Raw genomic sequence first — 25672 nt, forward strand, 5'->3', positions numbered from 1 at the left:
GGGTGCGATTCACCGGGGCAGCCAGAACCTACTGGAACCACCACGGTGTGGGTCATCGGGGTTAAGAACAAGAAGTGCCGGGATGCCTCTTCGACGCTACGAAAAGGCATCCCGGCACACCTGTTGCTAGGACTTGATCTTCGCCGCGATGTTGGCGGCCATCTTCTTCCACTCAGCTGCAGGATCGGCTACGCCGCCCTTGATGAGCTTGAGTTCGGTTGCTCCCCAGTCAGCCCAGACGGCATCCATTTGCGGGATGGCCGGCATCGGGAGACCGTTGGTGCCAATTTCACCGAAGGCCTTGACGATCGGGTCAGCGGCAGCCTTGTCGAAGGACTCGATCAGTGCTGGAGGACGTCCGCCCTGATCAAAGAGGGAATCCTGAGCTTCAGCGAGGCTCAAGTAGTTGACCACAAACTCGTTGGCGGCCAACGCGTTCTTGGACTTCGCGGAGATCATGAAACCGTTGACACCCACGAATGGCTGCGCTGGCTTGTCACCTGCCGTCGGGAGTGGGTCGACCACGAGGTCCACGCCGCCCTTAACTGCGTCAGGAACGTTCCATGGGCCGGAGAGGAAGTAGCCGGACTCGCCCTTGTTGAACTTCTCCTTGGCAATGTTTGCCGTGATGTTGGAGTTGAAGACCTTGGTGCCCTTGTCGCCCCACTCAGCGAGCTTCTTAGCGAATGCTGCGCCGCCTTCGGTGTCGAGGCCCAGCTTGGTGGCGTCGTAGCCGCCGTCCGCTCCGGTCTCAAACACCACAGAACCCAGCGAGGTCTGCAGTGGGTAGAGGTGGTATGGGTCGGCCTGCTTGGGGTCAAGACCCACGAGGAATGGGTACTTGGCGTCGCCGGCGGCAACGGCCTTCTTACCGGCTGCCACGACTTCTTCGAAGGTGGTTGCAGCTTCCGGAATGATCTTCTTGTTGCGCAAGAGGCCAATGTTTTCCACGGCGTATGGCAAGCCGTAGACCTGTCCTTCGTAAGTGAAGGCCTTGACGGCAACCGGGTTGAACAGGGAGGCTTTGTCGCCGAGCTGCACGGGTGCAACGACGCCGTTTTGGACCAGCTTGCCGAGCCAGTCGTGAGGGCCAACGATGATGTCCGGGCCCTTGCCCGTAGGAGCCTGGGTGATGAAGTCGTCGCGGACGGACGCGAAGTCCTTGACCACGAGCTTCACTTCAATGCCCTTGTCTGCCTTGAACTTGGCAGCAATATCCTTCAGAGCCGGGGAACGCTCGGCATCGGTCCACAACGTCAACGTTGCGGCGGCGCCGGTAGGTGCGGAAGAGGAGGAGGCAGCTGCGCTGGTGGACGCGGACGACGACGATGCCGTGCTCGTTCCACCGCTACATGCTGCAAGGGCGGCGGCAGCAGCCGTGCCCAAAGAACCGATCGCAAACGCGCGACGGGTAACACTCTTGTTGAGGGTTTCGGAACGCACCTTCATTGGGTGAACCTTTCTTACAGGTCACAGTTCAGTGGGAGCCAACGTTGGCTTCACAGACGTGTAACACGGTATTTACAAACGCAAGTGTAAGCGTTTTCACATTCCACGTCCACCGGAAAAAGTGAAGCGGTTCACATCCTGTTTACCGAGAGTTTTCCGAAACATCGATTACTACCGCTTTAGTGCGCCAAAAACGGAAAATCTAGGGAGTACGACGACGCTGGCTTGCGAAAGTGCCGAGTGGAAACGGTTACATTCGGCGCGGTTTAGCTTAGGATTGGCGCATGCCCAGTATTCGCGATGTTGCGTCACGCGCCGGAGTTTCGGTTGCCACCGTTTCGCGAGCGCTCACCGGGCGCGGCAAAGTCTCCTCAAACACTAAATCGGCCGTCGAATCCGCCGCGCGCGACCTGGGCTACGTAGCCTCCGTCACCGCGTCCGCACTCGCCTCGGGTCGCACGCGAAACGTGGGCATCGTGCTCCCCACTGTGGGCCGCTGGTACTACTCCTCGCTGCTTCAAGCTGTTGCGAGTGAGTTCAATAAGGCCGGCTACGACCTAGCGCTGTACACCACCGAGAACGATGAACTGTATCGACGCAAGATCTTCTCCGATTTCCTCTTGCGAAAACGCCTCGATGCCGTCATTTCTGTGACGCTCAAGCCAACGGAGGATGAGCTCGAACAGCTGGCGAAGGTCGGCCGACCGCTCATTGCCGTTGGCGGCGCTATTCCGAACGTGGCCACCATCCGCGTCGACGAAGTCTCGATCGCTGAGCTGGCTACGGAACACCTCTTGAGCCTGGGACACAAGAACATCGCGTTCGTCGGCTCGCCTGAAGTAGTGGACGCCGACTTCCAGCTCACGAGCTCGCGTGAACGCGGCTATCTCAACGCCATGGACGCCGCCAGGCTGGAAGTTCCTCCCGAATGGCGCATCCCTGCGGATTACACCACCGCGACCGCTTATCAGCGCGTGAGAAACTTACTGGTCAATCCGCGACTGAAACCTACGGCGTTCTTTTGCGCTTCGGACGAGATGGCCTTCGGTGCTATCATGGCCGCTCGCGATCTGGGCTACGACGTGCCCCGAGATATTTCCGTGATCGGCATCGACGGTCATGAGATTGGCGAGCTCTTCGGCCTGACCACCATCGCCCAATTCCCAGGACTTCAAGGCGCGGCCGCAGCCCGCAAGACGCTGGCTATGTTGGGCGAGACCACGCTGGACTCTGATCCCACGGAGAGCTTCTTTTCCACCGAATTCATTGCGCGGTTCTCCACAGCTCCCCCACCGTCTCTGACTTAGTTGACGGAAGACGCTGCGTTCGCTGAGAGGCGGCGACGGATAGCATTGCCGATCATCGAACCAACGACCATGGTCAGGATGCCGACGATCGCGCCGATAACGGTTTCCACCAGCCGGTCATACACGAGTCCATCGGTGGTTCCCGACGACAACCCTGTGCCCACCAAGGCCAGAGGCGTGACGAAGATTTGGGCGAAGAAGTAGTTCCTGGCAATGAACATTTCGGCGGTGAACTGCATCAAACCAATGATCAAAATCGTGACCACGGCGCCTGGATTGATCGCCACAATGAGCGCCATAAGAACCAAGCCCACGAGAGTTCCCAAAATACGGTGGACACCGCGAGCAAGTCGGTGTCGCATGGTTTTACCTACCAACGGAACAACCGCCGCGACCATAGCCCAGTAGTTGTGGCTGGTCTGGAAAATTGGTGACAACAACGTGGCCAAGGATCCTGCGGCCGCAGCGGCCACAAAATATAGGGCCGATTCAATGGCGAAAGCTTTTTGGAGCTCCGCAGTGAACGGCTTGACCGGGCTGACTTGCCACTCAGTGCGACGGCTAGGGAGCAATCGACCCGCGAGCCCCACGAAGAGCGCCAACATGATGGTGCAGGTAGTGGTGAACATGCTGTCAGAAACACTAGGTAGGTTCGGCGCTGAAGCGATCGCTGCGAACGCGAAGATGTGGAACAGCGAGCCTGCCGGGCGCACCCGCAGGATCGACGTCAGGTAAGTACACACGCCGGCCACCACGGAGGTCAGCGCTACCAGCGTCCACAGTCCACGCGTGGTTCCGTGCTCAATCCAATACGTCGAGGCGAACCACGCGATCAGGATGAGGATCCAGAACAGCGCACCCGTTTTTAACTGAGCGATGAGTCGGTTCAGGTGTCCCGGAACTCGTCCGTAAACGTTCACGAACGCACCGAACACCGCGAAAATCGCGAGGTCCAGACGGTCAATGACCAAGAGGAAAACTAGCGGCAGAAAAACGCCAATTCCACAGCGCAAAGCAACCCAGTGATCCTCACCAGAAGGACCGAGTTTGAAAATATTGCGCAGGTTCAGGGGATCGTGTTCTTTTGTCATCAGCTTTAGGTTACGCCGCGGAAAGCCGCAGCCCGTGCCCCTCGTCACCCCCCGATCAAACTGAGGAAACTACGGGACGCGAGCTGCGGCGTCGTACTACTATGTGCCCTTATTTCAGCGGATCCTAGGCCTGCTGCGAGACCATCGAATTACGAAGATCAGCAGTGCGGGCCTCATCAATCTGTAGCTTGCCGTCGACCTCAACAATGGCCACGCCGTAATCACGAGCGGCAGCCTCAATGTTCGTGAAGCCGTCCAGGACGTCCTCAAGAACCTGAGCGGGTACGCGCTTGCGAGGATCCCCAAAACCACCGGAGCTAGGAACCGTAATCTGGATGGAATCGCCGGCAAGAATCTGACGTCCCGTCACCTTGGACGGCCAAGACTCTTCACCATCGCGACCCGGGTTCTTGATCAGCGAAGCGTTCAAGCCGTCGTGTCCGCCGAAAGCACCCCAAGGAACGTCCGAATCGTGACGCTCACCCTCACACGTGATGATGGTGTCCGTCAGAAAGGTGTTCTCGCGAACAATGCCGATGCCCCCGCGGTATTCGCCGGCAGCCGCGACATCGTCACGCAACTCGTAGCGATCCGTGCGCATCGGGAAGCGCCACTCGAGCTCTTCAATAGGGTTGTTACGCGTGTTGGCGATCAGGTTGTCCACGGAGTCCGGACCATCGGAGTTGTGGCGGCCACCGTAGGAGCCCTCATTCACTTCGAGGTACACCCAGTACTCGCCGGAGTTCTGATCCCAGCCGGAGTAGGACATGAAGTGAATGTGCGCGGAGTTGCCGGCCGTGACCTTTTCAGGAATAACCGGTGCCAGAGCGCGAAGCGCCAAGTCAACGGCACGCTGCACTTGCGAGAAGCGAGAGAACGTGGCCGCAGGGTAGGTGGGGTTGAAGATCGTGCCTTCCGGCGCAATCACCTTGAGCGGCTTCAACATACCTTCGTTCTGTGGCACGAAGACCGGGAACGCCACCTCATCCAGGAAGATCATGCGGGTGATGAAGGTGAACGCGGAGACCGTAGTTCCTTCGAACGCACAGTTGTAGGCGGTCGGGACCTGCTCGCTAGAGCCGGTGAGATCGTACGTGATCTCATCCCCTTCAACAATGACCTTGACCTTGATGGGCAACTGCTTACCGTAGTTGCGGCCATCGTCATCCAAGTAGCCGACCTCGGTCTCGTACTCACCATCAGGGATCTTCGCGATTTCCTGACGCAGCATGCGCTCGGAGTAGTCGATCCACGCCTGGCCAGATTCACGAACCGCGTCCAAGCCGTACTTGCCGATCAAACCGAGGTAGCGCTTAGAGGCCAAGGAGCACGCGGCGATCATGGCTTCAATGTCACCGCGGTTGCTAGTCGGCGTCCGGGTGTTGTTCATGATGTGGTTGATCAAGGAGGTCTGGCGAACGCCCTTCTCCTGGATCTTGACCGCGCGGAAGATGGTGCCTTCAGACTGAATGTCTTGGATGTCCACCATGAGGCCGGAGAACGCACCACCATTGTCGATGAGCTGACCCGAAGCGCCTGCGAAACCAACAAGCTCGCCCTCATGGAAGATCGGGGTGATGATCGCGACGTCCGGCGAGTGCGTGGCACCCAAATACGGGTCATTGTGGAGGATGATGTCACCCTCGTGGATGTCCTCGCCGAGAACTGACATCACACCGCGCACAATCTTCGGCATGGAGCCCATGAACATAGGAGTGGAGTCCGATTCTGCAAGGACATTGCCCTCCTTGTCGAAGAGGCCCGCACCCAAGTCCTCAGATTCGCGGATGATCGACGAGTAGGACATGCGGAACAGGACCGAAGCCATTTCCTTTGCAGCCGAGGTCAGCGCTCCGCCGATCACACGCATGAGGATTGGCGTTGCCAACTTCTCAGCGTCTTCTTCAGTCTTTGCGGGGCAATCGATGATCATGTTGCCCGTGTGGTCAATGCGGCCCTTGAAGAACGGCGGAACCACCACAGTGGAGTCGTACTGCTCAATGATGGCAGGGCCTTCGAAAGTCTGGCCGGCACTCATCTCTTCGCGGTTGTAGAACGCGGTATCAAACGCCTCTGGTTTGCCGTGGCTCGTGAAGTACACGGGACGGCGGGTGATGAGGGCGTCTTCGAGGGTCTTGCCGCTGGCTGGAACCTTGGGAGCGGTGAGCTCATCGACCTTACCGATGGCCTCGACGCGGATATTGACGAGCTCAACGCCGCTTTCCTTGAAGCGGTGACCGTATTCGGCCTCGTGAGCTTCGTGGAACAAGCGCTCCGTCTCTGCCAACCATTCGTCCGTGATCTCTCCGTCAGGAACAGAGAATCGGATTTCGTAGCCCTGGCCCTCATAGCGAGCATCTGCCAAGCGACGAATCACACGGCGGTCCTCGGAGATGTGGTCTGCTTCGAACTGACGGTTTGCATCGGCTTGAAGCGCTGCGTAGGAAGCGTTGAGCTGCCACTTGTCTGCGGTAGCCAGCTGGAATCGGGCCGTCGCCACGAACTCGTACTTCTGATCCGTCGCGAGCAAGCCCGTCGCGGCCAAGATACCCGGGTGAGCGGGCACCAGAACGTGAGGGATCTCGAGCTCTTCGGCAATTTCACACACAAACAGAGCGCCGGCGCCGCCGCCGGCAACCAAGGTGAAGTCACGAGGGTCGTATCCACGGCGCACCGAGTTCTGCTCGATGGCCTGGCTCATGCCGAACTTCTGAATCTGCAGAGCGCCGAGAGCTGCTTCTTCAATGCTCATGTTGAGCTTGGAAGAGACCTTCTCCATGGCAACGCGAGACTTTTCTGGATTCAGCTCAAGAGAGCTGCCGGCCAAACCGCGGTCCGTGCGCATGCGACCCAAGATCACCTGAGCATCCGTGGAGGTGGGCTCCACGCCGCCGCGCTGGTAACAAGCAGGGCCGGGAACTGCGCCCGCAGACTGCGGCCCCACACGGAAGACGCCGCCGGCGTCCACGTACGCGATCGAGCCACCGCCTGCGCCAATGGTGTCGATGTCAACCATGGGAACCATGGCCTGGTAATCGCCAATCTTGGTATCCAGCAAGTGGCGCATGCGCAGCTCGCCGCCGAGGGAAACGCCGATGTCAGCCGACGTACCGCCGATGTCGAGGCCCACCACATTGTCGAAGCCTGACTGCTTGCCCGCCCAGATAGCACCGATCATGCCGCCCACGGGGCCGGACATCATGAGAGAAACTGGCTTCTTGGCTGCTTCGCGGATGCCGATCATGCCGCCGGAGGACTGCATCAAGAGGATTTCGTTCTTGAAGCCCATCGACTCCACGGCATCGTGTAGACGGTGCAGGTAGATGGACACCTTCGGACCCACGAATGCGTTCAGCGCAGTGGTGGAGAAGCGCTCGAATTCGCGGTACAGCGGAACCACATCACTGGAGAGAGACAGGTACGCCTCAGGGAACTCTTCCTTGACGATCTCGCCGATGCGCTGCTCATGGGTGGGGTTCAAGTAGCTGTGGAGCAAGCACACGGCGATGGCTTCCACGCCGTCAGCCTTGAGCTGTCGAACGCGATCCCGAACTTCATCTTCATTGAGTTCGATCAGGACTTCGCCCTTAGGGGCCGTAATACGTTCCTTAACAGTCAAACGGTGGCGCCGCTTCACGAGAGGCTGCGTTTGCCACGGAAGATCCTGCTGTAGCGAGAAATTGAAAGGCTTCTTGTGGCGAGCGATGTGGAGGATGTCGCGGAAACCCTCCGTAGTAATCATGCCAACCTTGGCGCCCGTGTGGGTCAGCGCGATATTTGTCGCTACCGTTGTTCCGTGAACAAGCATGTCCACGTCGGATAGCTGGATCGATGCTTTCTCACACAAGGCACGGAGGCCGTTGAGAACGCCAATCGAGGAATCTTCCGGGGTGGAAGGCACTTTCTCGACGATGACGGTGCCCGTGGCATCGTCCGAGTAATACAAGTCCGTGAATGTGCCACCGACGTCTACTCCGATTCGTTTCATGTTGCCTTTTCCTTTCAACTGCCGAGCGTGAGCTGCGACACATGGTTGCCTTGATAACAACTAGATTTCACTAGTAGCAACTACTAATCAAGAGTTTTCGTGTAAATAGATTGTTTCAAGCTTGTTTCGCGCCCTAGATTCCGCGGTTTTCTGTCAAGAATTCTTCGAGAACCGAATTTGGGCGAATTCCAATTTTTATCTAGACGAAACGTGTGTGACATGTCACGCTGTTTCTATGGAAGTAACTCCGTTTCTAGGAGTACAACTCATTTCCCCTCAAAACAGGCCACGAACCGCCTCTGCACGGGACATTTCACTCATTCCCTTCAGATATCAGCGGCTCGACTCCCCGCCTCCTGACCATAAGGACACGTCCATGTCACTTACTTCAACAGACGCCACCCCGGCTTCGCTGAAGCCATTCACGCCGCGTGATGTCAAAATCGCTAGCTGGATCTGTTTCTTCGCCTGGACCGTCGCCGTTTACGACTTCGTCCTCTTCGGCAACGTCCTTCCGATCATTGCCGCGGACCTCGGATTGTCCGAGTCCCAATCAACCGGACTTAACACCTGGATCACAGTGGGCACGGCATTGGTCGCCTTCGGAATCGGCCCGGTTGTTGACCGTTTCGGTCGCCGCAAGGGCATCATTATTGCCGTCGCCGGCGCTGCTGTAGCCTCCTTGCTCACCGCAACGGCAGGCGTTTTGGTAGGTCTCCTCGGAGGCCTCGGCCTCGTAGCGCTCGTGCTCATCCGCTCCCTCGCGGGCCTCGGTTACGCCGAACAGGCCATCAACGCCGTCTACCTCAATGAGGTGTACGCGTCAGCTGGCACCAACGGTGCGCCGATGCGACGCCGCGGCTTCATCTACTCTCTGGTCCAGTCCGGCTGGCCAGTAGGCGCCGTCTTGGCTGCAACCTCCACCGCACTCCTCATGCCGATCGGCAGTTGGGAACTGTGCTTCATCGTTGCCGCTATCCCAGCGCTCATCGTTGCCTTTGCCGCACGCTGGCTGCGTGAAAGCCCTCAGTTCAGCGCCCGCGTTGAAGTGATCAAGCTGCACCAGCGCGGCGAACATGCTGCAGCGGCCGAGCTCGCAGACAAGCACAACATCTCTGATCACCACGCTGAGTCAGCTCCCCTGCTCGAGGCTTTTAGCGGCAAGTCCCTTCGCCCGCTGTTGACGATCGGCGCAGCTTTCTTACTCAACTGGATCGGCGTTCTGGTGTTCTCGATCCTGGGAACTTCCCTCCTCTCGGCCGAGTCCGGACGCAACATTCCGTTCAACAACACGTTGCTCATTTTGGTGATCTCCAACGGCACTAGCTTCTTGGGCTACCTCTTCCATGGCTGGTTGGGCGACCGTATTGGACGCCGCAACACCATCGCGATCGGCTGGGTTCTTTCGGCCATCTCGTTTGCGATCATGTTGTGGATGCCATCCGGCTCCTTCGGCACCGTGGTCACGTTCTACAGCTTGGGCTTGTTCTTCTTGATTGGCCCATTCTCCGCACTGTTGTTCTTCAACGGCGAGAGCTTCCCGTCCTCTACTCGCGCCACCGCCGGTAGCATCATCAACGCTCTGGGTCAGGTGGGCGCCATCATCGGCGGCCTCTTCGTGACGGCCAGTCTGGCCGGCGGAAACACGTGGAACACCACGGCACTGTGGGTTGGTTGCCTCCCGATCCTCTTGGGCGGCCTCATGATTCTGGCGGCCCCGAATAAGCGCCCGGATACGGCTCCCGTTGACTAGGTAGTACCGACGCCTTAAATACGACGACGCAGCCGCGTCACGAAAAGTCGGTGTGAAGTTGGTTTTCTCAACTTCACACCGACTTTTTTATGTCAGCTTTCCGGTACCAGGGAGGTTTTCCTAGGAGAGCGGAGCGGTCAGGTCATCGACGGGACGGCGAGTCCGCCCATTTGCCGTGCTGATGGCCATTCCTTCACGCGCCCAATACTCGAAGCCGCCAATGAGCTCCTTGACGTTCGTATAACCCGTTTCGCGCAGGGTGAGCGCTGCTCGGGTTGAGCCATTACAGCCTGGACCCCAGGGATATGCCCCTGATCCCTCGTCTAACCAAATCCGGGCGAGCGAAACCGCAGGCAATTGCGGCACCCACGCTGCGTCGTCGTACGCAGAAAAATTGCCCCCAGCGCAACCGTATCCGGGCATGACTCAAGGGCCGACCGCCGAAGCAGCCAGCCCTTGAAGGGATCCCGAGGGAGGGTGAAGTTATGCCGCGAGCGGCTCGCTCGAGTAACGGCGCAGCGGCTTGCCTGCCGTTTCTGGCATCGCGAACGTGGCCACGAGGAACGCGAGCACGGCGATGATAGAAACGTAGATCGCCGGCGAGAGACCGTTCCCGGTGGACGCCACCAACCAGGTGGCGATGAACGGCGCGGTTCCGCCGAAAATCGCGTAGGTGATGTTGTAGCAAATGCCGGAGGCCGTGTAGCGGACGTCCGTGGAGAACATTTCAGACATCAGAACCGAGGTCACCACGTTAGCCGTCGCAGCGCCCAGGCCGATGAGGATTTGGCTGATGGTTGCCGAGAGTAGCGTTGACTGCTCCGCGATGAGGTAGGACGGGATGGTGAGCAGGGCCAGAAGGCCTGCGGAAAGTTGCATAGTACGACGACGCCCGATTCGGTCCGCGAGGCGGCCTAGGAAAGGTGCGCCAATCGCTGCGAGCGTCAAGGAAATCAGGCTCGAGAAGAGCGCAAGATCCTTGCTCAACCCCACCACGACCGTCAGGAACGTGGACATGTACGTGGAGTAAATGTAGAAGGAAAGCGCCGTGAGCATCACGAAGCCGCCCAGTTTGAGCATCGAGGGGCCCTGAGTGCGGAAGACTTCCTTGAGCGGTGGAGCTTCGCGTTCCTCACGGTTTTCTTTGAGAGCCTCAAATTCTGGCGATTCCTGAAGCTTCGAACGGATATAGAACGCAACGAGGCCCAAAGGAACGCTGAGCAGGAAGAGGATGCGCCATCCCCATTCGCCCATGGCTTCTGGAGGAAGAATGCGGCTCAGAATCGCGCCAATGCCGGCGGCTAGCGCGAAGGAGGCGAAGGTTGCCGAGGACATGGCCGATGAGTTGCGGGCTCGCTGGTGATCGGGGCTGTGTTCCACCACGTAGATGGTGGCGCCGGCATACTCACCACCGGCGGAGAAACCTTGAAGGCAGCGCGCCAACACCAGGAGGACGGCAGCCCAGACGCCGATCTGTTCGTGCGTAGGGATCAAACCAATTGCCGCAGTGGAGCCGGACATCAGCAAAACGGTGAGGACCAGAGTGGACTTGCGGCCGATCCGGTCGCCGAGACGGCCGAAGAAGATGCCGCCGAGAGGACGGAGCGCGAAGGCGACTGCGAAGACAGCGAATGTTTCTAGGAGCCCAATGATGGGATCCTCGGAACTGAAGAAAGCTGCCGCGAGGTGGGTTGCCATGTATCCGTAAATGGCGAAGTCGAACCACTCCACCACGGTGCCCGCGAAGGATGCGCGCACCACTTTGTTGAGTTGGGCTTGCGGGACCTTCTGAAGACTTGCCGGAGAAGTGTCCGCGTCATGTGTGAGTTGGGTGTCCATGACCTGTTCTTCCTGTGAGGGGCGAGATGGTGGGCGATGATGCAAAAGAGGGCAACCTGCGACGTCTGCGAAGAGACGAGGCGGTTGCCCTCTTTGGCGGTACTGAATATTTCTCGCTAGCTCACCGTCAGGGGGTCAATGGTCTAGCGAAAATTGTGGAATTAGTGCGCTGGTGCGAACTCAGGAGCTGGTGCTTCCTGCTTCACGATGCTCAGTGCTGGGGTAGGAACCGTGTCCTCGAAGCGTGGGAGGTTGTTGAGGTATTCAACAACGGTGGAGAGATTCTCCACGTCACCGAACTTGTTGTCGATGTCGAACAAGTTCCACGCAACCGTGCCGGCGACGCGGTCTCCCACCGCTTCCTTGACCACGATGGGGCGGAAGCCTTCTGCCATTGCGTCCTCAACGGTGTTGCGGACACATGCGGAGGCCGTCACACCAGTGACGATCAGGGTGTCAATGCGGTTGGCCGTCAAGAACTGGTTCAAGAAGGTGCCTGGGAATGCTGAGGCGCGCTTCTTGGTGATAACGAGCTCGCCTGGCTCTGGAGCAATGCGGGAGTCAATGTCAGCTGCGCCCGTAGAGGCGTCCAAAGTTTCGAGAGGAATCTTCTGCGACCACAGACCCATGTCAGATGGGAGGGACACGTCTAAGACGTCATATGCGGTGGTGATGAAGATGACCGGAACACCCTTAGCGCGTGCTGCTGCGTTGAGGTCCTGGCAGGCCGGGATGATGGTGTCCATGTTGCGGCAAGTGAATGCGTGGTCCGGGCGAGTCCAAGCGTTAGCCATATCGATGTGGATCACTGCTGGGCGGGTACCGAAACCGACGCGACGCTTGAAACCGCGAGCCTTCATTTCTGCCGTGCCCTGGCCGAATGCCTTCTCCAGAAGAGCCTCGAGCTGCGCCTCGGTCTCCTTGTATTCCTCGTCCGACTTGTAAATCTCGTTAGACACGATTCTCTCCGTTTCTTTCCCAAATGATCTTCGGCCACCTGCTGGTGAGTGTGACCCGAGCCATCTTTGCTGTTGCTCTGGTATCAATCTAGTTGCAGAGATAGAAACGCGCAAGAGGTTTTCCAAAAGTTTTTTGACGCGGTATTTCGAAAGACCCGGTGTGGACTCCGGGGCACCGATCGGTAATAGGATTCTGAAGACAGTGTCAAACGAGGAGGATCCGTGGTTCCTAAAGAGCAAGAGTTAACGGCAACACAGGGCGCACCGGCCGCTTTGCTCAACGGGCTTGCCATTTTGGAGTGCTTCTCACAAGCGCAACCAACGCTCAGCGTGACTGAGATTTCCAATCAGGTGGGCCTCCACAAATCCACCATTTCGCGAGTTCTTCAGGGACTCGCGAAAGCCGGCTACCTCATTCGCGAGGAGAGCAGCGGCAAGTACCAGTTGGGGCTCGGGGTGCTCAGCCTGGCCGCGCCGTTGTTGGCCAATTTGGATCCTCGCCTCGCAGCACGCTCCTATCTGGAGAAGCTCAACGAGGACACGGAAGAGACCGCCGCCTTGGCCCTGTGGAACGGTGAAAGCGCCATCGTGGTTGACCAGATCGCCAGTCCACATCAGGTCAAACACACAGCAAGCATCGGCACCCAGTACCGACTGTGGAATTCCTCTAGCGTTCGTAGCATCTTGGCGAATCTTCCGCGACCACTCGTCAATGACCTCGTGAGCGAAGGTAAGATCATCTCCCCCGAGGGCACCAAGGACACCAGCGCGCTCGTCGAGGAGCTTGAAGCGATCCTTGCCAGCGGATATGCCGTCAACGATGGCAACACCACCCCTGAAGAATTCGGCGTGGCCGCGCCGATCTTTGACACACAGGGCAAGATTTTGGGCAGCATCGTGGTGTCCGCACCACGGAATCGCGTCGAGTATCAGAAGAAGCGTGAACTGCTCATTCGCAGTGCCGTCGAGGCCGCTAAGGGCATCACCGCCAGGCTCGGCAAGAGTTCGGAAAACTAGTCTTTAAGTCACCATCCACCATAAGAAGGTGGCAACACCCCGCGAACCATGAACAAAACAAAAGGGCGTGGGACTTGAGAATTTCTTCCCAAGTCCCACGCCCTTTTTTGGTCGGGGTGACAGGATTTGAACCTGCGGCCTCGTCGTCCCGAACGACGCGCGCTACCAAGCTGCGCCACACCCCGAAAGCATTTCAGCGCTTACTTACCTTACTCCTGAACGACTGGAAATTCGAATCCAGTGGCACCGGTCACGCTGATCATACGGGCGGCATGCCGGTATGAAAAACCTCCAAAGAAAGCCACCTACCGGGACGCCAACCACACAACGTTATCTAGAGAAACCTCACCTCGCGGAGAATCAGATCAGATAGCCTTTCCAGGATTCAAGATTCCCTGCGGATCAAAAACTTCCTTGATCTTGTATTGAAGTTCTCGAACCTGTTCGCTCTGTTCCCAACCGAGCCAACGAAGTTTGTACTGACCAACTCCATGCTCTCCAGTGATGGTTCCTCCGATAGCGAGCGCTGACCGGATTGAATCATCGAGAGCGCGCTCCAACCGCGTCAGTCCCGCTTCGCCTTCTGCTGGATCGATCCAGAAAGTTGGGTGCAGATTGCCGTCGCCGGCATGAGCTACCGTGCGTACCCATACGTTGTGTCGCTCGGCAATGAGTCGAAGCTCGTGAACGTAATCCACCAGCTTGCTACGCGGAACTGCCACGTCCTCCCCCACACGGTAGACATCGTCTTGTTCGTCTCCTCGGCTCACCCGACGCATTTCGAGCAGCTTCATAGCTTGCGGATCATCCGGTTCAAAGAGGGTCGCACCGAGTTTTGACAGCTGATCGCGGATTGCTTGCTCCTCGAGAAGCGCACCAAAACCGTCGGTCAAGGCCAACAGCAGGGCACCGCCGGTTCCTTGCAGTTGCGTACCGTGGATCGAATCGATGACCGCCATGACGCCATCGTCCAGCAACTCCAAGATGGCCGGCTGAATCCTTGCACGGCCGATTTCAAGCACGCCCTGAGCGGCGGTCTCGATGTCTGGAAAAATCGCCGCGATCGCCCGCTGATTCTTGCTCAAGTAGCGAAGTCGAACAGTTGCACTTACGACTATTCCTAAGGTTCCCTCTGAGCCGATGACTAGGGAAGTTAGATCATAGCCGGCAACACCTTTGAAGGTTTGCTTGCCCGTTTCGATGATAGAACCGTCAGCCATCACCACAGTAAGACCCAGTACCGAATCACGGGTCACACCGTACTTCGCGCAACGCAGACCACCAGCGTTAGTAGACACATTGCCACCGATAGTGGACTGCTGATAGCTCGCCGGATCAGGCGCATACATAAGACCGTACTGCGCAACAGCGGCATTCAGGTCAGCGTTGACTACACCGGGCTCCACTACGGCTATCTCGTCATCGGGACGAACCTCAATAATCCGATTCATGAGTTCGAGGGACAAGACAATGCAGCGTTCGATCGCGTGCGCCGCACCGGAAACGCCTGTACCCGCGCCGCGAGGAACCACACTGATTCGATGCGTTGACGCCCACCGTAGAGTGTTCTGCACGTCAGACACCGACTCCGCCAAAACCACAGCTAAGGGAAGATGCGGATCCTCAAGAGCACCCATATCCCGCTGATACTTGGTCAGCGCTTCGGAATCCCTCAACACTGAGGCAGCACCGGTATCAGCTAAAGTCTCCGTGAGTTCAGCAACAATTGACTCAAAATCATCAACGACATGAGATACGACTGGCAAGATATTCACTCCTATGAATCCTGGCTGCGTGTATCGGCACCCATAAATCGAGCGTAGTACCCCAGCACGTCTAGCCAACTAACGACAATAGGGTGCTGATCTTGCTCCAAAATTACTAGTGGAGCGTCTTGATCCACCGATACGGTGGTGGCCGAAGGACCCTCAGCTGTAAAGCGGACGCTCACACGAGCCCGGGACGGATCCAGACTTTCCATCTCTAACAACCCACCGTGGACAACCTTCTGAACTTTTGCCCAGGGAAGCCAATGCCCCTCAACACTTTCTTCGCCCAGCTCACCATCCTCAATAGCAACGTGCGTGCCGCTGCCGAAGACTGTGTACTCGGACGGCCACCACAGATGGAGGTAATCAATGAATCCCTCGAACGCCTGGTCTGGTTCGACCGGAACTTTCACGGCATGCGAGAGTTCAGCAGAGTCTCCTGCTGCACTAGTCGGCGATGCCGGCTCTTCAGGCGGCACGGCATGAGAAAAGAGTGAGTCCATCAGTCGATTCTAGTCTTTTAAAGAGTTGTAGCCCTGCTCGTGGGGGAGCGGGGCTACGTGGTTGTTAAAGTGTGGAAGACCCTCACGTCGTTGTGGGGGTCTTCCTGTAAGGGTTGTCCGGCGGTGTCCTACTCTCCCACACCCTCCCGGGTGCAGTACCATTGGCGCTGTGGGTCTTAGCTTCCGGGTTCGGGATGGGTCCGGGCGTTTCCCCCACGCTATGGCCGCCGTAACTTTGGCGAACCAGCAACGTTCCACAAGTTGTGGTGTTGGGTTCAAGTATTCACATATGGTGTGGTGTCTACCCCCTGGATCCCGTTCGCACGGTTCCGTTTGCACGGATCCCGTTCACACGTTGTGTGTTTTGGGGGTGGGGGTGGTTTGTTGTTTCGGTGCTGTATGGTGGACGCGGCAGCTTTTCTGCTGGAATGTTCTCCCCCATTTTTCACACGGTGTGTGTTGGGGTGTGTTGTAAGTTGTTGGCCTATTAGTACAGGTCAGCTTCACGAGTCTTTAGTTCTCGCTTCCACATCCTGCCTATCAACCCAGTGGTCTAGCTGGGGGCCTTCAACACTCTAGGTGTATGGAAATCTTATCTTGAAGGAGGCTTCCCGCTTAGATGCTTTCAGCGGTTATCCTGTCCGAACGTAGCTAATCAGCGGTGCACTTGGCAGTACAACTGACACACCAGAGGTTCGTCCGTCCCGGTCCTCTCGTACTAAGGACAGCTCTTCTCAAATTTCCTACGCGCGCAGCGGATAGGGACCGAACTGTCTCACGACGTTCTAAACCCAGCTCGCGTACCGCTTTAATGGGCGAACAGCCCAACCCTTGGGACCTACTCCAGCCCCAGGATGCGACGAGCCGACATCGAGGTGCCAAACCATGCCGTCGATATGGACTCTTGGGCAAGATCAGCCTGTTATCCCCGAGGTACCTTTTATCCGTTGAGCGACGGCCGTTCCACAACGTGCCGCCGGATCACTAGTCCCGACTTTCGTCCCTGCTCGAGATGTCTCTCTCACAGTCAAGCTCCCTTGTGCACTTACACTCGACACCTGATTGCCAACCAGGCTGAGGGAACCTTTGGGCGCCTCCGTTACTCTTTAGGAGGCAACCGCCCCAGTTAAACTACCCATCAGGCACTGTCCCTGACCCAGATTATGGGCCGAAGTTAGGAATCCGGTACGGTCAGAGTGGTATTTCAACGATGACTCCACGAGCACTAGCGTGCCCGCTTCACAGTCTCCCACCTATCCTACACAAACCGCACCGAACACCAATACCAAACTATAGTGAAGGTCTCGGGGTCTTTCCGTCCTGCTGCGCGTAACGAGCATCTTTACTCGTACTGCAATTTCGCCGAGTTCATGGTTGAGACAGCGGGGAAGTCGTTACTCCATTCGTGCAGGTCGGAACTTACCCGACAAGGAATTTCGCTACCTTAGGATGGTTATAGTTACCACCGCCGTTTACTGGGGCTTAAATTCTCCGCTTCGCTTACGCTAACAGGTCCTCTTAACCTTCCAGCACCGGGCAGGAGTCAGTCCGTATACATCGTCTTGCGACTTCGCACGGACCTGTGTTTTTAGTAAACAGTCGCTTCCCCCTGGTCTCTGCGGCCCTGATCCGCCTCCACCCAGCAAGTGGGTTTCACGGTTAGGGCCCCCCTTCTCCCGAAGTTACGGGGGCATTTTGCCGAGTTCCTTAACCATGATTCTCTCGATCGCCTTGGTATTCTCTACCAGATCACCTGTGTCGGTTTGGGGTACGGGCGGCTAAAACCTCGCGTCGATGCTTTTCTTGGCAGCAGAGGATCACCGGATCACCCACCAATGTGGGCGCCTATCAGGTCTCAACCTATATGAGTCACGGATTTGCCTATGACTCGGCCTACACCCTTGGACCAGGTCATTTCCATTGCCTGGCCCGGCTACCTTCCTGCGTCACACCTGTTAATACGCTGACCTCACATTCCCGGGTCCCACGCCGCCAACACAACCATCCTCCCGAAGGAGAACAACAGTATCTTTGGGGTGGTTAGCAGAAAACGATATTGGTATGGGACGGTTTTTCGCCGGTACGGGAATATCAACCCGTTGTCCATCGACTACGCCTGTCGGCCTCGCCTTAGGTCCCGACTAACCCAGGGCAGATTAGCTTGACCCTGGAACCCTTGATCATTCGGCGGACGGGTTTCTCACCCGTCATTCGCTACTCATGCCTGCATTCTCACTCGTGTACAGTCCACCACACGGTTACCCGGCAGCTTCACCCCGTACACGACGCTCCCCTACCCATCCAATCAATAATTGAATGATGCGACTTCGGCGGTGTGCTTGAGCCCCGCTACATTGTCGGCGCGGAATCACTTGACCAGTGAGCTATTACGCACTCTTTCAAGGGTGGCTGCTTCTAAGCCAACCTCCTGGTTGTCTAAGCAACTCCACATCCTTTCCCACTTAGCACACGCTTAGGGGCCTTAGTCGGCATTCTGGGCTGTTTCCCTCTCGACTATGAAGCTTATCCCCCACAGTCTCACTGCTACGCTCTCACTTACTGGCATTCGGAGTTTGGCTGACGTCAGTAACCCGGTGGGGCCCATTAGCCATCCAGTAGCTCTACCTCCAGTAAGAAACACGTAACGCTGCACCTAAATGCATTTCGGGGAGAACCAGCTATCACGGAGTTTGATTGGCCTTTCACCCCTACCCACAGCTCATCCCCTCCATTTTCAACTGAAGTGGGTTCGGTCCTCCACGCGCTCTTACACGCGCTTCAACCTGGCCATGGGTAGATCACTCCGCTTCGGGTCTAGACCGTGCCACTCAAACGCCCTATTCAGACTCGCTTTCGCTACGGCTTCCCCTCACGGGTTAACCTCGCGACACAGCACTAACTCGCAGGCTCATTCTTCAAAAGGCACGCCATCACACCTACAAGGATGCTCTGACGGTTTGTAAGCACATGGTTTCAGGTACTATTTCACTCCCCTCCCGGGGTACTTTTCACCATTCCCTCACGGTACTAATCCGCTATCGGTCATTGGGTAGTATTTAGGCTTACCAGGTGGTCCTGGCAGATTCACACGGGATTCCTCGAGCCCCGTGATACTCGGGTATCACCACAAAAACATGCATGCATAGACCAGCTACCGGACTCTCACCGTCTACGGTCAGGTTTCCCAACCTATTCGCCTCAACACACACACATTTCACGACCCAAAACGGTGATCGTACGTGGTAACCCCACAACCCCCATGATGCAACCCCCGTCAGGTATCACACACCACAGGTTTAGCCTCTTCCGCGTTCGCTCGCCACTACTAACGGAATCACTTTTGTTTTCTCTTCCTGCGGGTACTGAGATGTTTCACTTCCCCGCGTTTCCCCCAATACCCTATGTATTCAAGTATTGGTCACACGTCATAACACGTGCGGGGTTTCCCCATTCGGACATCCTGGTATCAACGCTCGGTTATCAACTCCACCAGGCTTATCGCAGATTCCCACGTCCTTCATCGGCTCCCAATGCCAAGGCATCCACCATGCGCCCTTAAAAACTTACAAACACAAAAAGCTCATAAGCAAAGAACAAACACAAAACAAACACAAGAAACAATCAAAAAATGGTTTACTCGATTTATTGCAGAAAACAACAACCACACATAAAAGTGTGATTGTTAGATGCTCGCGTCCACTATACAGTTCCCAAACAACAACCCACACACCCCACACCACGACCCGGGAAACCCCGAGAATCGCTGTTAGCAGCGTGCAGACACCAAAAACAACACTCCAACACCACTCACGTAGTGCCGGCCTGTTGTTTCAGGCCCCAATAATGTGTCATACACCCCCCGACTCGAACCACCCCCACCCGCGTTCCAGACCAGAAAACCCTAAAGTTTTACCGGTCGTACTAACTGGTGGCGATCATCCACTACGCCAGGAAATTATTTGCTGATATTCCACCCATGAGCACCACGACCCTGTAACACAAGTACAGGAAATCGGGATATTCTCTACCACCACACAAACACACCCATTAGAGCATGTTGGTGGTGTTAGTTGCTCCTTAGAAAGGAGGTGATCCAGCCGCACCTTCCGGTACGGCTACCTTGTTACGACTTAGTCCCAATCGCCAGTCCCACCTTCGACAGCTCCCTCCCACAAGGGGTTAGGCCACCGGCTTCGGGTGTTACCAACTTTCGTGACTTGACGGGCGGTGTGTACAAGGCCCGGGAACGTATTCACCGCAGCGTTGCTGATCTGCGATTACTAGCGACTCCAACTTCATGGGGTCGAGTTGCAGACCCCAATCCGAACTGAGACCGGCTTTTTGGGATTAGCTCCACCTCACAGTATCGCAACCCTTTGTACCGGCCATTGTAGCATGCGTGAAGCCCAAGACATAAGGGGCATGATGATTTGACGTCGTCCCCACCTTCCTCCGAGTTGACCCCGGCAGTCTCCTATGAGTCCCCACCATAACGTGCTGGCAACATAGAACGAGGGTTGCGCTCGTTGCGGGACTTAACCCAACATCTCACGACACGAGCTGACGACAACCATGCACCACCTGTGAACCAGCCCCGAAGGGAAACCACATCTCTGCGGCGATCTAGTCCATGTCAAGCCTTGGTAAGGTTCTTCGCGTTGCATCGAATTAATCCGCATGCTCCGCCGCTTGTGCGGGCCCCCGTCAATTCCTTTGAGTTTTAGCCTTGCGGCCGTACTCCCCAGGCGGGGCACTTAATGCGTTAGCTACGGCGCGGAAAACGTGGAATGTCCCCCACACCTAGTGCCCAACGTTTACGGCATGGACTACCAGGGTATCTAATCCTGTTCGCTACCCATGCTTTCGCTCCTCAGCGTCAGTTACAGCCCAGAGACCTGCCTTCGCCATCGGTGTTCCTCCTGATATCTGCGCATTTCACCGCTACACCAGGAATTCCAGTCTCCCCTACTGCACTCTAGCCTGCCCGTACCCACCGCAGATCCGGAGTTAAGCCCCGGACTTTCACGGCAGACGCGACAAACCGCCTACGAGCTCTTTACGCCCAATAATTCCGGATAACGCTTGCGCCCTACGTATTACCGCGGCTGCTGGCACGTAGTTAGCCGGCGCTTCTTCTGCAGGTACCGTCACTTTCGCTTCTTCCCTACTGAAAGAGGTTTACAACCCGAAGGCCGTCATCCCTCACGCGGCGTCGCTGCATCAGGCTTTCGCCCATTGTGCAATATTCCCCACTGCTGCCTCCCGTAGGAGTCTGGGCCGTGTCTCAGTCCCAGTGTGGCCGGTCACCCTCTCAGGCCGGCTACCCGTCGTCGCCTTGGTGAGCCACTACCTCACCAACAAGCTGATAGGCCGCGAGTCCATCCCTAACCAAAAAATCTTTCCAACACCCACCATGCGATAGATGCTCATATCCAGTATTAGACCCAATTTCTCAGGCTTATCCCAGAGTCAGGGGCAGGTTACTCACGTGTTACTCACCCGTTCGCCACTAATCCACCTAGCAAGCTAGGCATCATCGTTCGACTTGCATGTGTTAAGCACGCCGCCAGCGTTCATCCTGAGCCAGGATCAAACTCTCCGTAAAAAAATACAGACACCACCACACCACACGGGAAAACGCGTGATCGATGGCACCAAATTCAAACCCAGCAATAAAAAACCAACAACAAACCCAAAACGGATTCATCATCAGCAGTTATTACCGAAAAACTTCGGTATCAACAAACATGACACACTATTGAGATCTCAAACAACAGACACCTACCGCGTTTCTTTCGAGAACCATTTCTCGATCTCCGCTGCGGCGGCTTGTTCACTTTACCGTGTTCTTGAACTTCAGTCAAACCGAAGGTGAACACTTGGTTCCGTGCTTTGCGCTTTTCCCCGGAGTTTCGTCTTTCAGACTTTCTTTCCGGCGAGCGGCGCGAGATAAAACTTTACTAGGGTTGCTGACACTTTGCAAATCGGCGGTTGCTTCGTCTTTTCGGCAGCTCAAAAACCCCGGAATTCCGCCGAACTTCCCTACACCCCACACGGGTGAACAGCCGGTTAACGAGCAAAGGCGACGAAACTCTTTTTCGAGAGCTCCGTCACCTTTGCGGGTCGATTTTCAGACTTTTACTTTCAGATCCGCGTCTTTAAGCGGTTTTGCGCCGGTAAATCGCTGCACCGAGCGGCGGCAACGTCACGATTGCACGTGCCGGCATCGCGAATTTGGCTTCGTTGCTTGCGGAAATAGCCCCGGAATTCACGACACCAGATCCACCCCACGCGGCGTCGTCGGAATTGAAAATCTCTTCCCACTCCCCCGCAGCCGGCAAACCTAGTTCGAACCCCTCTCGAGGTGACCCGGCAAAGTTCACGGCGACAACCACTTCTTCGCCTGCTCGGTTGCGGCGAAGGTAGGACAACGTACTGCCCTCGCTGTCGTTGGAATCGATCCACTGGAAACCAGAAGGATCGTTATCCAACTCCCACAGCGCCGAGTTCTCGGTATACACGCGGTTCAGTTCCTTCACCATGTGCTGCACGCCGGAGTGCTCAGGCTTTTCGGTGAGCCACCAGTCAAGGCCAGCTGCTTCATTCCACTCGGCATCCTGGGCGTATTCGGTGCCCATAAAGATCAGCTGCTTACCCGGGTGAGTCCACTGGAAGGCAATATAAGCACGCACGTTAGCGAGCTGCTTCCACCGGTCCCCCGGCATCTTGCGAAGCAAGGAACCCTTGCCGTGCACCACTTCGTCATGCGAAATCGGCAGGATGAAGTTCTCCGTCCACGCGTACACGAGGCCAAACGTCATCTTGTCGTGGTGCCACGCGCGGTTCACGGGATCCTCTTGCATGTACTCGAGCGAGTCATGCATCCAGCCCATGTTCCACTTGATGCCAAAGCCCAAGCCGCCGTTGCTGGTGGGGCGAGTGACGCCATCGAACGCGGTGGATTCTTCGGCGATCATGACAGCGCCAGGCGCCACCTTGTAGACCGTGGCGTTCACTTCTTGCAAGAAGCGGATCGCTTCCAGGTTTTCGCGGCCACCGAAAGCGTTGGGTTCCCACTGCCCGTGTTCGCGGGAGTAGTCCAAGTACAGCATCGACGCCACAGCATCCACGCGCAGTCCATCGATGTGGAATTCCTGGAACCAGTACAGCGCATTGGCTACCAAGAAATTGCGGACTTCGTTGCGGCCGAAGTCGAAGATAAGGGTGCCCCAGTCAGGGTGTTCGCCACGGCGAGGATCCGGGTGCTCGTAAAGCGGCTGACCATCAAACTTGGCCAGCGCCCACTCATCCTTCGGGAAGTGCGCGGGGACCCAGTCAACAATCACGCCGATTCCGGCCTGGTGGAGCGTATCCACGAGGTAGCGGAAATCATCCGGGGAGCCGAAGCGCGAGGTAGGCGCGTAGTAGCCGGTGACTTGGTAACCCCATGAGCCACCAAAAGGGTGCTCGGCAACAGGCAAGAACTCCACGTGGGTGAAGCCCTGCCAACCCACATATTCTGCGAGTTGACGCGCGAGTTCGCGGTAGTTCAACCCTGGTCGCCATGAGCCCAAGTGCACTTCGTACACGCTCATGGGTCCGTTGTGCGGGTCATTCGCAACGCGCTGCGCCATCCACTCGTCGTCGTTGAAGCCGTAGTTGCTTTCTTCGACCACGGATCCGGTAAGCGGTGGAATTTCGGTGGCGCGGGCCAGCGGATCCGCCTTGTCTCGCCACTGTCCGTCCTTGCCACGGATCTCAAACTTGTAGATATCTCCGGCAGCGGCACCCGGGACGAAAATTTCCCAAATACCGGTGTGCCCCATGGAACGCATCGCGTGGATGGAGCCATCCCAGTTGTTGAACGTGCCTTTGACTCGGACGTTTTCAGCGTTTGGTGCCCAGACGGCGAAGCTCACGCCCGTGGTTTCACCCAACAGGGACGAGTAGCGCTGCACGTGCGCGCCGAGGACTTCCCACAAACGTTCGTGGCGGCCTTCGCCCACCAGGTGCATGTCCAGTTCGCCCAAAGTTGGCAAGTGACGGTACGGGTCATCCTCAACAACGGGATCTTCGTCAGTCCAGCGGGTTTCCACCCGATAATCCGGCGCGTGGCCCGGAATCTCGGCTTTCATCACGGCAGTCCACACACCAGCATGCTCATGATGCATGGGCAGCGAACCGTTCTTGGTGATGATTTCCACGCTCTTGGCAAACGGGCGACGGACGCGAATGGTCACGAAATCGTTGTCATGTAAATGCGCGCCCAGCACGGAGTGTGGCGCGAAGTATTCACCGTTGCCAACGGCTTGCAGGATGTCCTGAGCCACCGGAAGCGGCTTCGCGTCACGCGCCATCCGAACTGGAGTAGCCGCTTCATCACCAGTCGCAATGAAACTAGGTGACTCCACACCCGATACTTCCGGGGTTGCGGCGTTCACGCCGGAGGTGGTCAATGAGTTGGCATCGTCAGTAGCGGAGATGGTTGATTCCTCGTTGGTTTCTGGTGAAATGGCGGACGTTGTTGGGACACTGGTGGGCGCCTGATCGAGGATCTCGCGCACGGCACCGGCCGGAACGGGGATCCACGAAGGACGGTTCTGCTGCTCGTAGGCCACCTCATACAAGGCCTTATCCAGCCACAATCCCTTGAACAACGCAGAGTTTGTGTCTACCTTTTGACCGGTTTCCTCGGCATAGCCCTGCAAGAACGCCTCACGCGCAGCGCGAGCCCACGCAGAGTGATCGGTGCATGATTCAGAGGATCCCTCGCCATCCGCGTGATGATCGGCGACTCCCGCGGCGTAGTCGAAGGAACGCAACATTCCCACCACATCGCGCAGCGCAACATCATGCTGCGAGCGCTCATCGGCAGAACGCAACGGTTCGCCTTCAAAGTCCAGAACGGTCCAGCCGCGCGCTTTCGAACGGAGCACCTGGCCCAAGTGGTAATCGCCGTGAATACGCTGCAATGCGGGCAATTCCCGCACGTCATCAATTTCGGCGAGCACAGCGTCGATTCCGGCGTCGTAATCACCTACAGATGAACCCACCGCGCGCCAACCGCGCTCAATGCGTCGGCGAAGTGACTGCGTGAAGCGAGCTGCGTCGTCGTCCTCAACGGCCCTTGTCCCCGCAACGGAGCGCAAGGATTCGTGCAGCCGGGCCGTCGTGCGGCCAATTTCGCGAGCCTCCCGCGTGAAATCACGGTCCTGAATCGCGGCAATGGAGGCAATACGCCACGCGTCCTTGCTGCCCGGAATGAACTCGCGAATCACGGACAACGCGCCGGATTCGGGCTGCGCGTCCTCAGCAATCGCGCCCAAATCCCACGTGCCCACCACTTCACCGTGCGTCAGCGGGACGTCGCGGGACCCAGCCTGCGTCAGCAAGGAACCCAACTCCACGTCCGGGTTCACGCCAGGAACGGGTACGCGGAAGAACTTGATGATGACATCGCCTTCAGCGGACTGCACCACTACCGAAGTATTGGACTGCTCCCCACCCAAAACGCCCGCCACCAGCGGCATCGCAAAGGCGGAACGCGCAGCGAACTCCGGCGTGGGCCGGCCCTCAGCGCCACCCGTCCGATTCCCACGGCGCACCATTTCCAGCCACGCGGCGACAAACGCCGGATCGTGAGTGCCGTCGTAGACGAACACCGTGGGCTGACCAGCCTCAGTCAGCAAGCCCAAGAGCGCAGCCTCAATATCAGCCTGGTCATCCTCGTCGGCAGCCACCAGCGGCTTCAGACGGAAGGACAGCGGCACGTGCACCACGGCCGTATCAGCAGCCGGAGAATCTACCGCCAACAGCACAGACTCCAAGCTCGCTACGCCGCGAGGCTCGTCCAACGCCACGGTTCCGGCCACGCGCAGCGAGAATTCTCGCCCGCGCGCCGGGAACCAACGCTGCTGCTCAAGCCACTCCGAAAGCAGCGTCAACAACGCCGGGTTCTCGGAGTTGGGGATGATGTTGCTTTCGTCGATGCTCATAG

General features: G+C 57.3%; 12 protein-coding genes, 1 tRNA gene and 3 rRNA genes. 3 read left to right on the forward strand and 13 right to left on the reverse strand.

From position 1 onward, the window contains the following. Positions 1-126: 126 nt before the first annotated feature. The gene (locus tag HD598_RS05110) at positions 127-1449 is read right to left on the reverse strand and encodes a sugar ABC transporter substrate-binding protein (protein ID WP_183664271.1); all 1323 of its coding nucleotides are present in this window, start codon (positions 1447-1449) and stop codon (positions 127-129) included. 284 nt (positions 1450-1733) lie between these two features. On the opposite strand from HD598_RS05110, the gene HD598_RS05115 reads away from it, so the two are divergent. Then, positions 1734-2756, forward strand: coding sequence for a LacI family DNA-binding transcriptional regulator (locus HD598_RS05115; RefSeq protein WP_183664273.1), 1023 nt, complete (start codon positions 1734-1736; stop codon positions 2754-2756). Here HD598_RS05115 and HD598_RS05120 read toward each other — a convergent pair. Next, positions 2753-3847, reverse strand: coding sequence for an FUSC family protein (locus HD598_RS05120; RefSeq protein ID WP_183664275.1), 1095 nt, complete (start codon positions 3845-3847; stop codon positions 2753-2755). The two genes, HD598_RS05115 and HD598_RS05120, sit on opposite strands and share 4 nt — an antisense overlap. Before the next feature lie 124 nt (positions 3848-3971). Next, positions 3972-7835 (reverse strand): hydantoinase B/oxoprolinase family protein, encoded by a 3864-nt coding sequence (locus HD598_RS05125; protein WP_183664277.1) that lies wholly within the window; start codon positions 7833-7835, stop codon positions 3972-3974. Between the two features lie 235 nt (positions 7836-8070). On the opposite strand from HD598_RS05125, the gene HD598_RS05130 reads away from it, so the two are divergent. Next, positions 8071-9588 carry an MFS transporter gene (locus HD598_RS05130; protein ID WP_183664279.1) on the forward strand — a complete coding sequence of 506 codons (1518 nt, stop codon included), beginning with the start codon at positions 8071-8073 and terminating at the stop codon, positions 9586-9588. Between the two features lie 120 nt (positions 9589-9708). Here the strand turns inward: HD598_RS05130 and HD598_RS13460 are convergent, their stop codons facing one another. The 3 genes from HD598_RS13460 to HD598_RS05145 form a co-directional block, all read right to left on the reverse strand. Beyond that, the gene (locus tag HD598_RS13460; RefSeq protein WP_260170497.1) at positions 9709-10011 is read right to left on the reverse strand and encodes a rhodanese-like domain-containing protein; all 303 of its coding nucleotides are present in this window, start codon (positions 10009-10011) and stop codon (positions 9709-9711) included. 60 nt (positions 10012-10071) lie between these two features. Then, complete coding sequence (locus tag HD598_RS05140) at positions 10072-11427, reverse strand: MFS transporter (RefSeq protein ID WP_183664282.1); 1356 nt, start codon at positions 11425-11427, stop codon at positions 10072-10074. A gap of 161 nt (positions 11428-11588) precedes the next feature. Continuing rightward, a complete protein-coding gene (locus HD598_RS05145) occupies positions 11589-12386 on the reverse strand; it encodes an isochorismatase family protein (RefSeq protein WP_232317952.1) in 798 nt (265 codons plus the stop codon). A gap of 222 nt (positions 12387-12608) precedes the next feature. Between HD598_RS05145 and HD598_RS05150 the strand changes: the two genes are divergently transcribed. Next, a complete protein-coding gene (locus HD598_RS05150) occupies positions 12609-13403 on the forward strand; it encodes an IclR family transcriptional regulator (RefSeq protein WP_183664284.1) in 795 nt (264 codons plus the stop codon). Between the two features lie 108 nt (positions 13404-13511). Here the strand turns inward: HD598_RS05150 and HD598_RS05155 are convergent. From HD598_RS05155 to glgB, 7 genes are all read right to left on the reverse strand, one after another. Next, positions 13512-13588: transfer RNA gene (locus HD598_RS05155), tRNA-Pro, on the reverse strand. Positions 13589-13768: 180 nt separating this feature from the next. Then, entirely contained in the window at positions 13769-15172 is a 1404-nt protein-coding gene (locus HD598_RS05160; protein ID WP_409366198.1) for an FAD-binding oxidoreductase, read from the reverse strand. An 8-nt stretch (positions 15173-15180) separates the two neighbouring features. Next, positions 15181-15675, reverse strand: coding sequence for an SRPBCC family protein (locus HD598_RS05165; RefSeq protein ID WP_183664287.1), 495 nt, complete (start codon positions 15673-15675; stop codon positions 15181-15183). A gap of 115 nt (positions 15676-15790) precedes the next feature. Beyond that, a 5S ribosomal RNA gene (gene rrf / locus HD598_RS05170) occupies positions 15791-15907 on the reverse strand. Between the two features lie 235 nt (positions 15908-16142). Then, positions 16143-19244: ribosomal RNA gene (locus tag HD598_RS05175) — 23S ribosomal RNA — on the reverse strand. A gap of 512 nt (positions 19245-19756) precedes the next feature. Continuing rightward, positions 19757-21280 (reverse strand): 16S ribosomal RNA (locus tag HD598_RS05180). Together the 16S, 23S and 5S rRNA genes form the textbook arrangement of a ribosomal RNA operon. A 553-nt stretch (positions 21281-21833) precedes the next feature. Then, positions 21834-25670, reverse strand: a complete 3837-nt coding sequence (gene glgB / locus HD598_RS05185) for a 1,4-alpha-glucan branching protein GlgB (protein WP_183664289.1) — start codon at positions 25668-25670, stop codon at positions 21834-21836. Positions 25671-25672 lie beyond the last annotated feature (2 nt).

Origin of the sequence: Neomicrococcus aestuarii, from assembly GCF_014201135.1 — a bacterium.
GTDB classification, from domain to species: domain Bacteria; phylum Actinomycetota; class Actinomycetes; order Actinomycetales; family Micrococcaceae; genus Neomicrococcus; species Neomicrococcus aestuarii.

Coding starts and splice junctions, on each gene's coding strand:
- HD598_RS05110 (WP_183664271.1), bottom strand. CDS start 1,449: ATGAAGGTGCGTTCCGAAACCCTCAACAAGAGTGTTACCCGTCGCGCG.
- HD598_RS05115 (WP_183664273.1), top strand. CDS start 1,734: ATGCCCAGTATTCGCGATGTTGCGTCACGCGCCGGAGTTTCGGTTGCC.
- HD598_RS05120 (WP_183664275.1), bottom strand. CDS start 3,847: ATGACAAAAGAACACGATCCCCTGAACCTGCGCAATATTTTCAAACTC.
- HD598_RS05125 (WP_183664277.1), bottom strand. CDS start 7,835: ATGAAACGAATCGGAGTAGACGTCGGTGGCACATTCACGGACTTGTAT.
- HD598_RS05130 (WP_183664279.1), top strand. CDS start 8,071: ATGGAAGTAACTCCGTTTCTAGGAGTACAACTCATTTCCCCTCAAAAC.
- HD598_RS13460 (WP_260170497.1), bottom strand. CDS start 10,011: ATGCCCGGATACGGTTGCGCTGGGGGCAATTTTTCTGCGTACGACGAC.
- HD598_RS05140 (WP_183664282.1), bottom strand. CDS start 11,427: ATGGACACCCAACTCACACATGACGCGGACACTTCTCCGGCAAGTCTT.
- HD598_RS05165 (WP_183664287.1), bottom strand. CDS start 15,675: ATGGACTCACTCTTTTCTCATGCCGTGCCGCCTGAAGAGCCGGCATCG.
- glgB (WP_183664289.1), bottom strand. CDS start 25,670: ATGAGCATCGACGAAAGCAACATCATCCCCAACTCCGAGAACCCGGCG.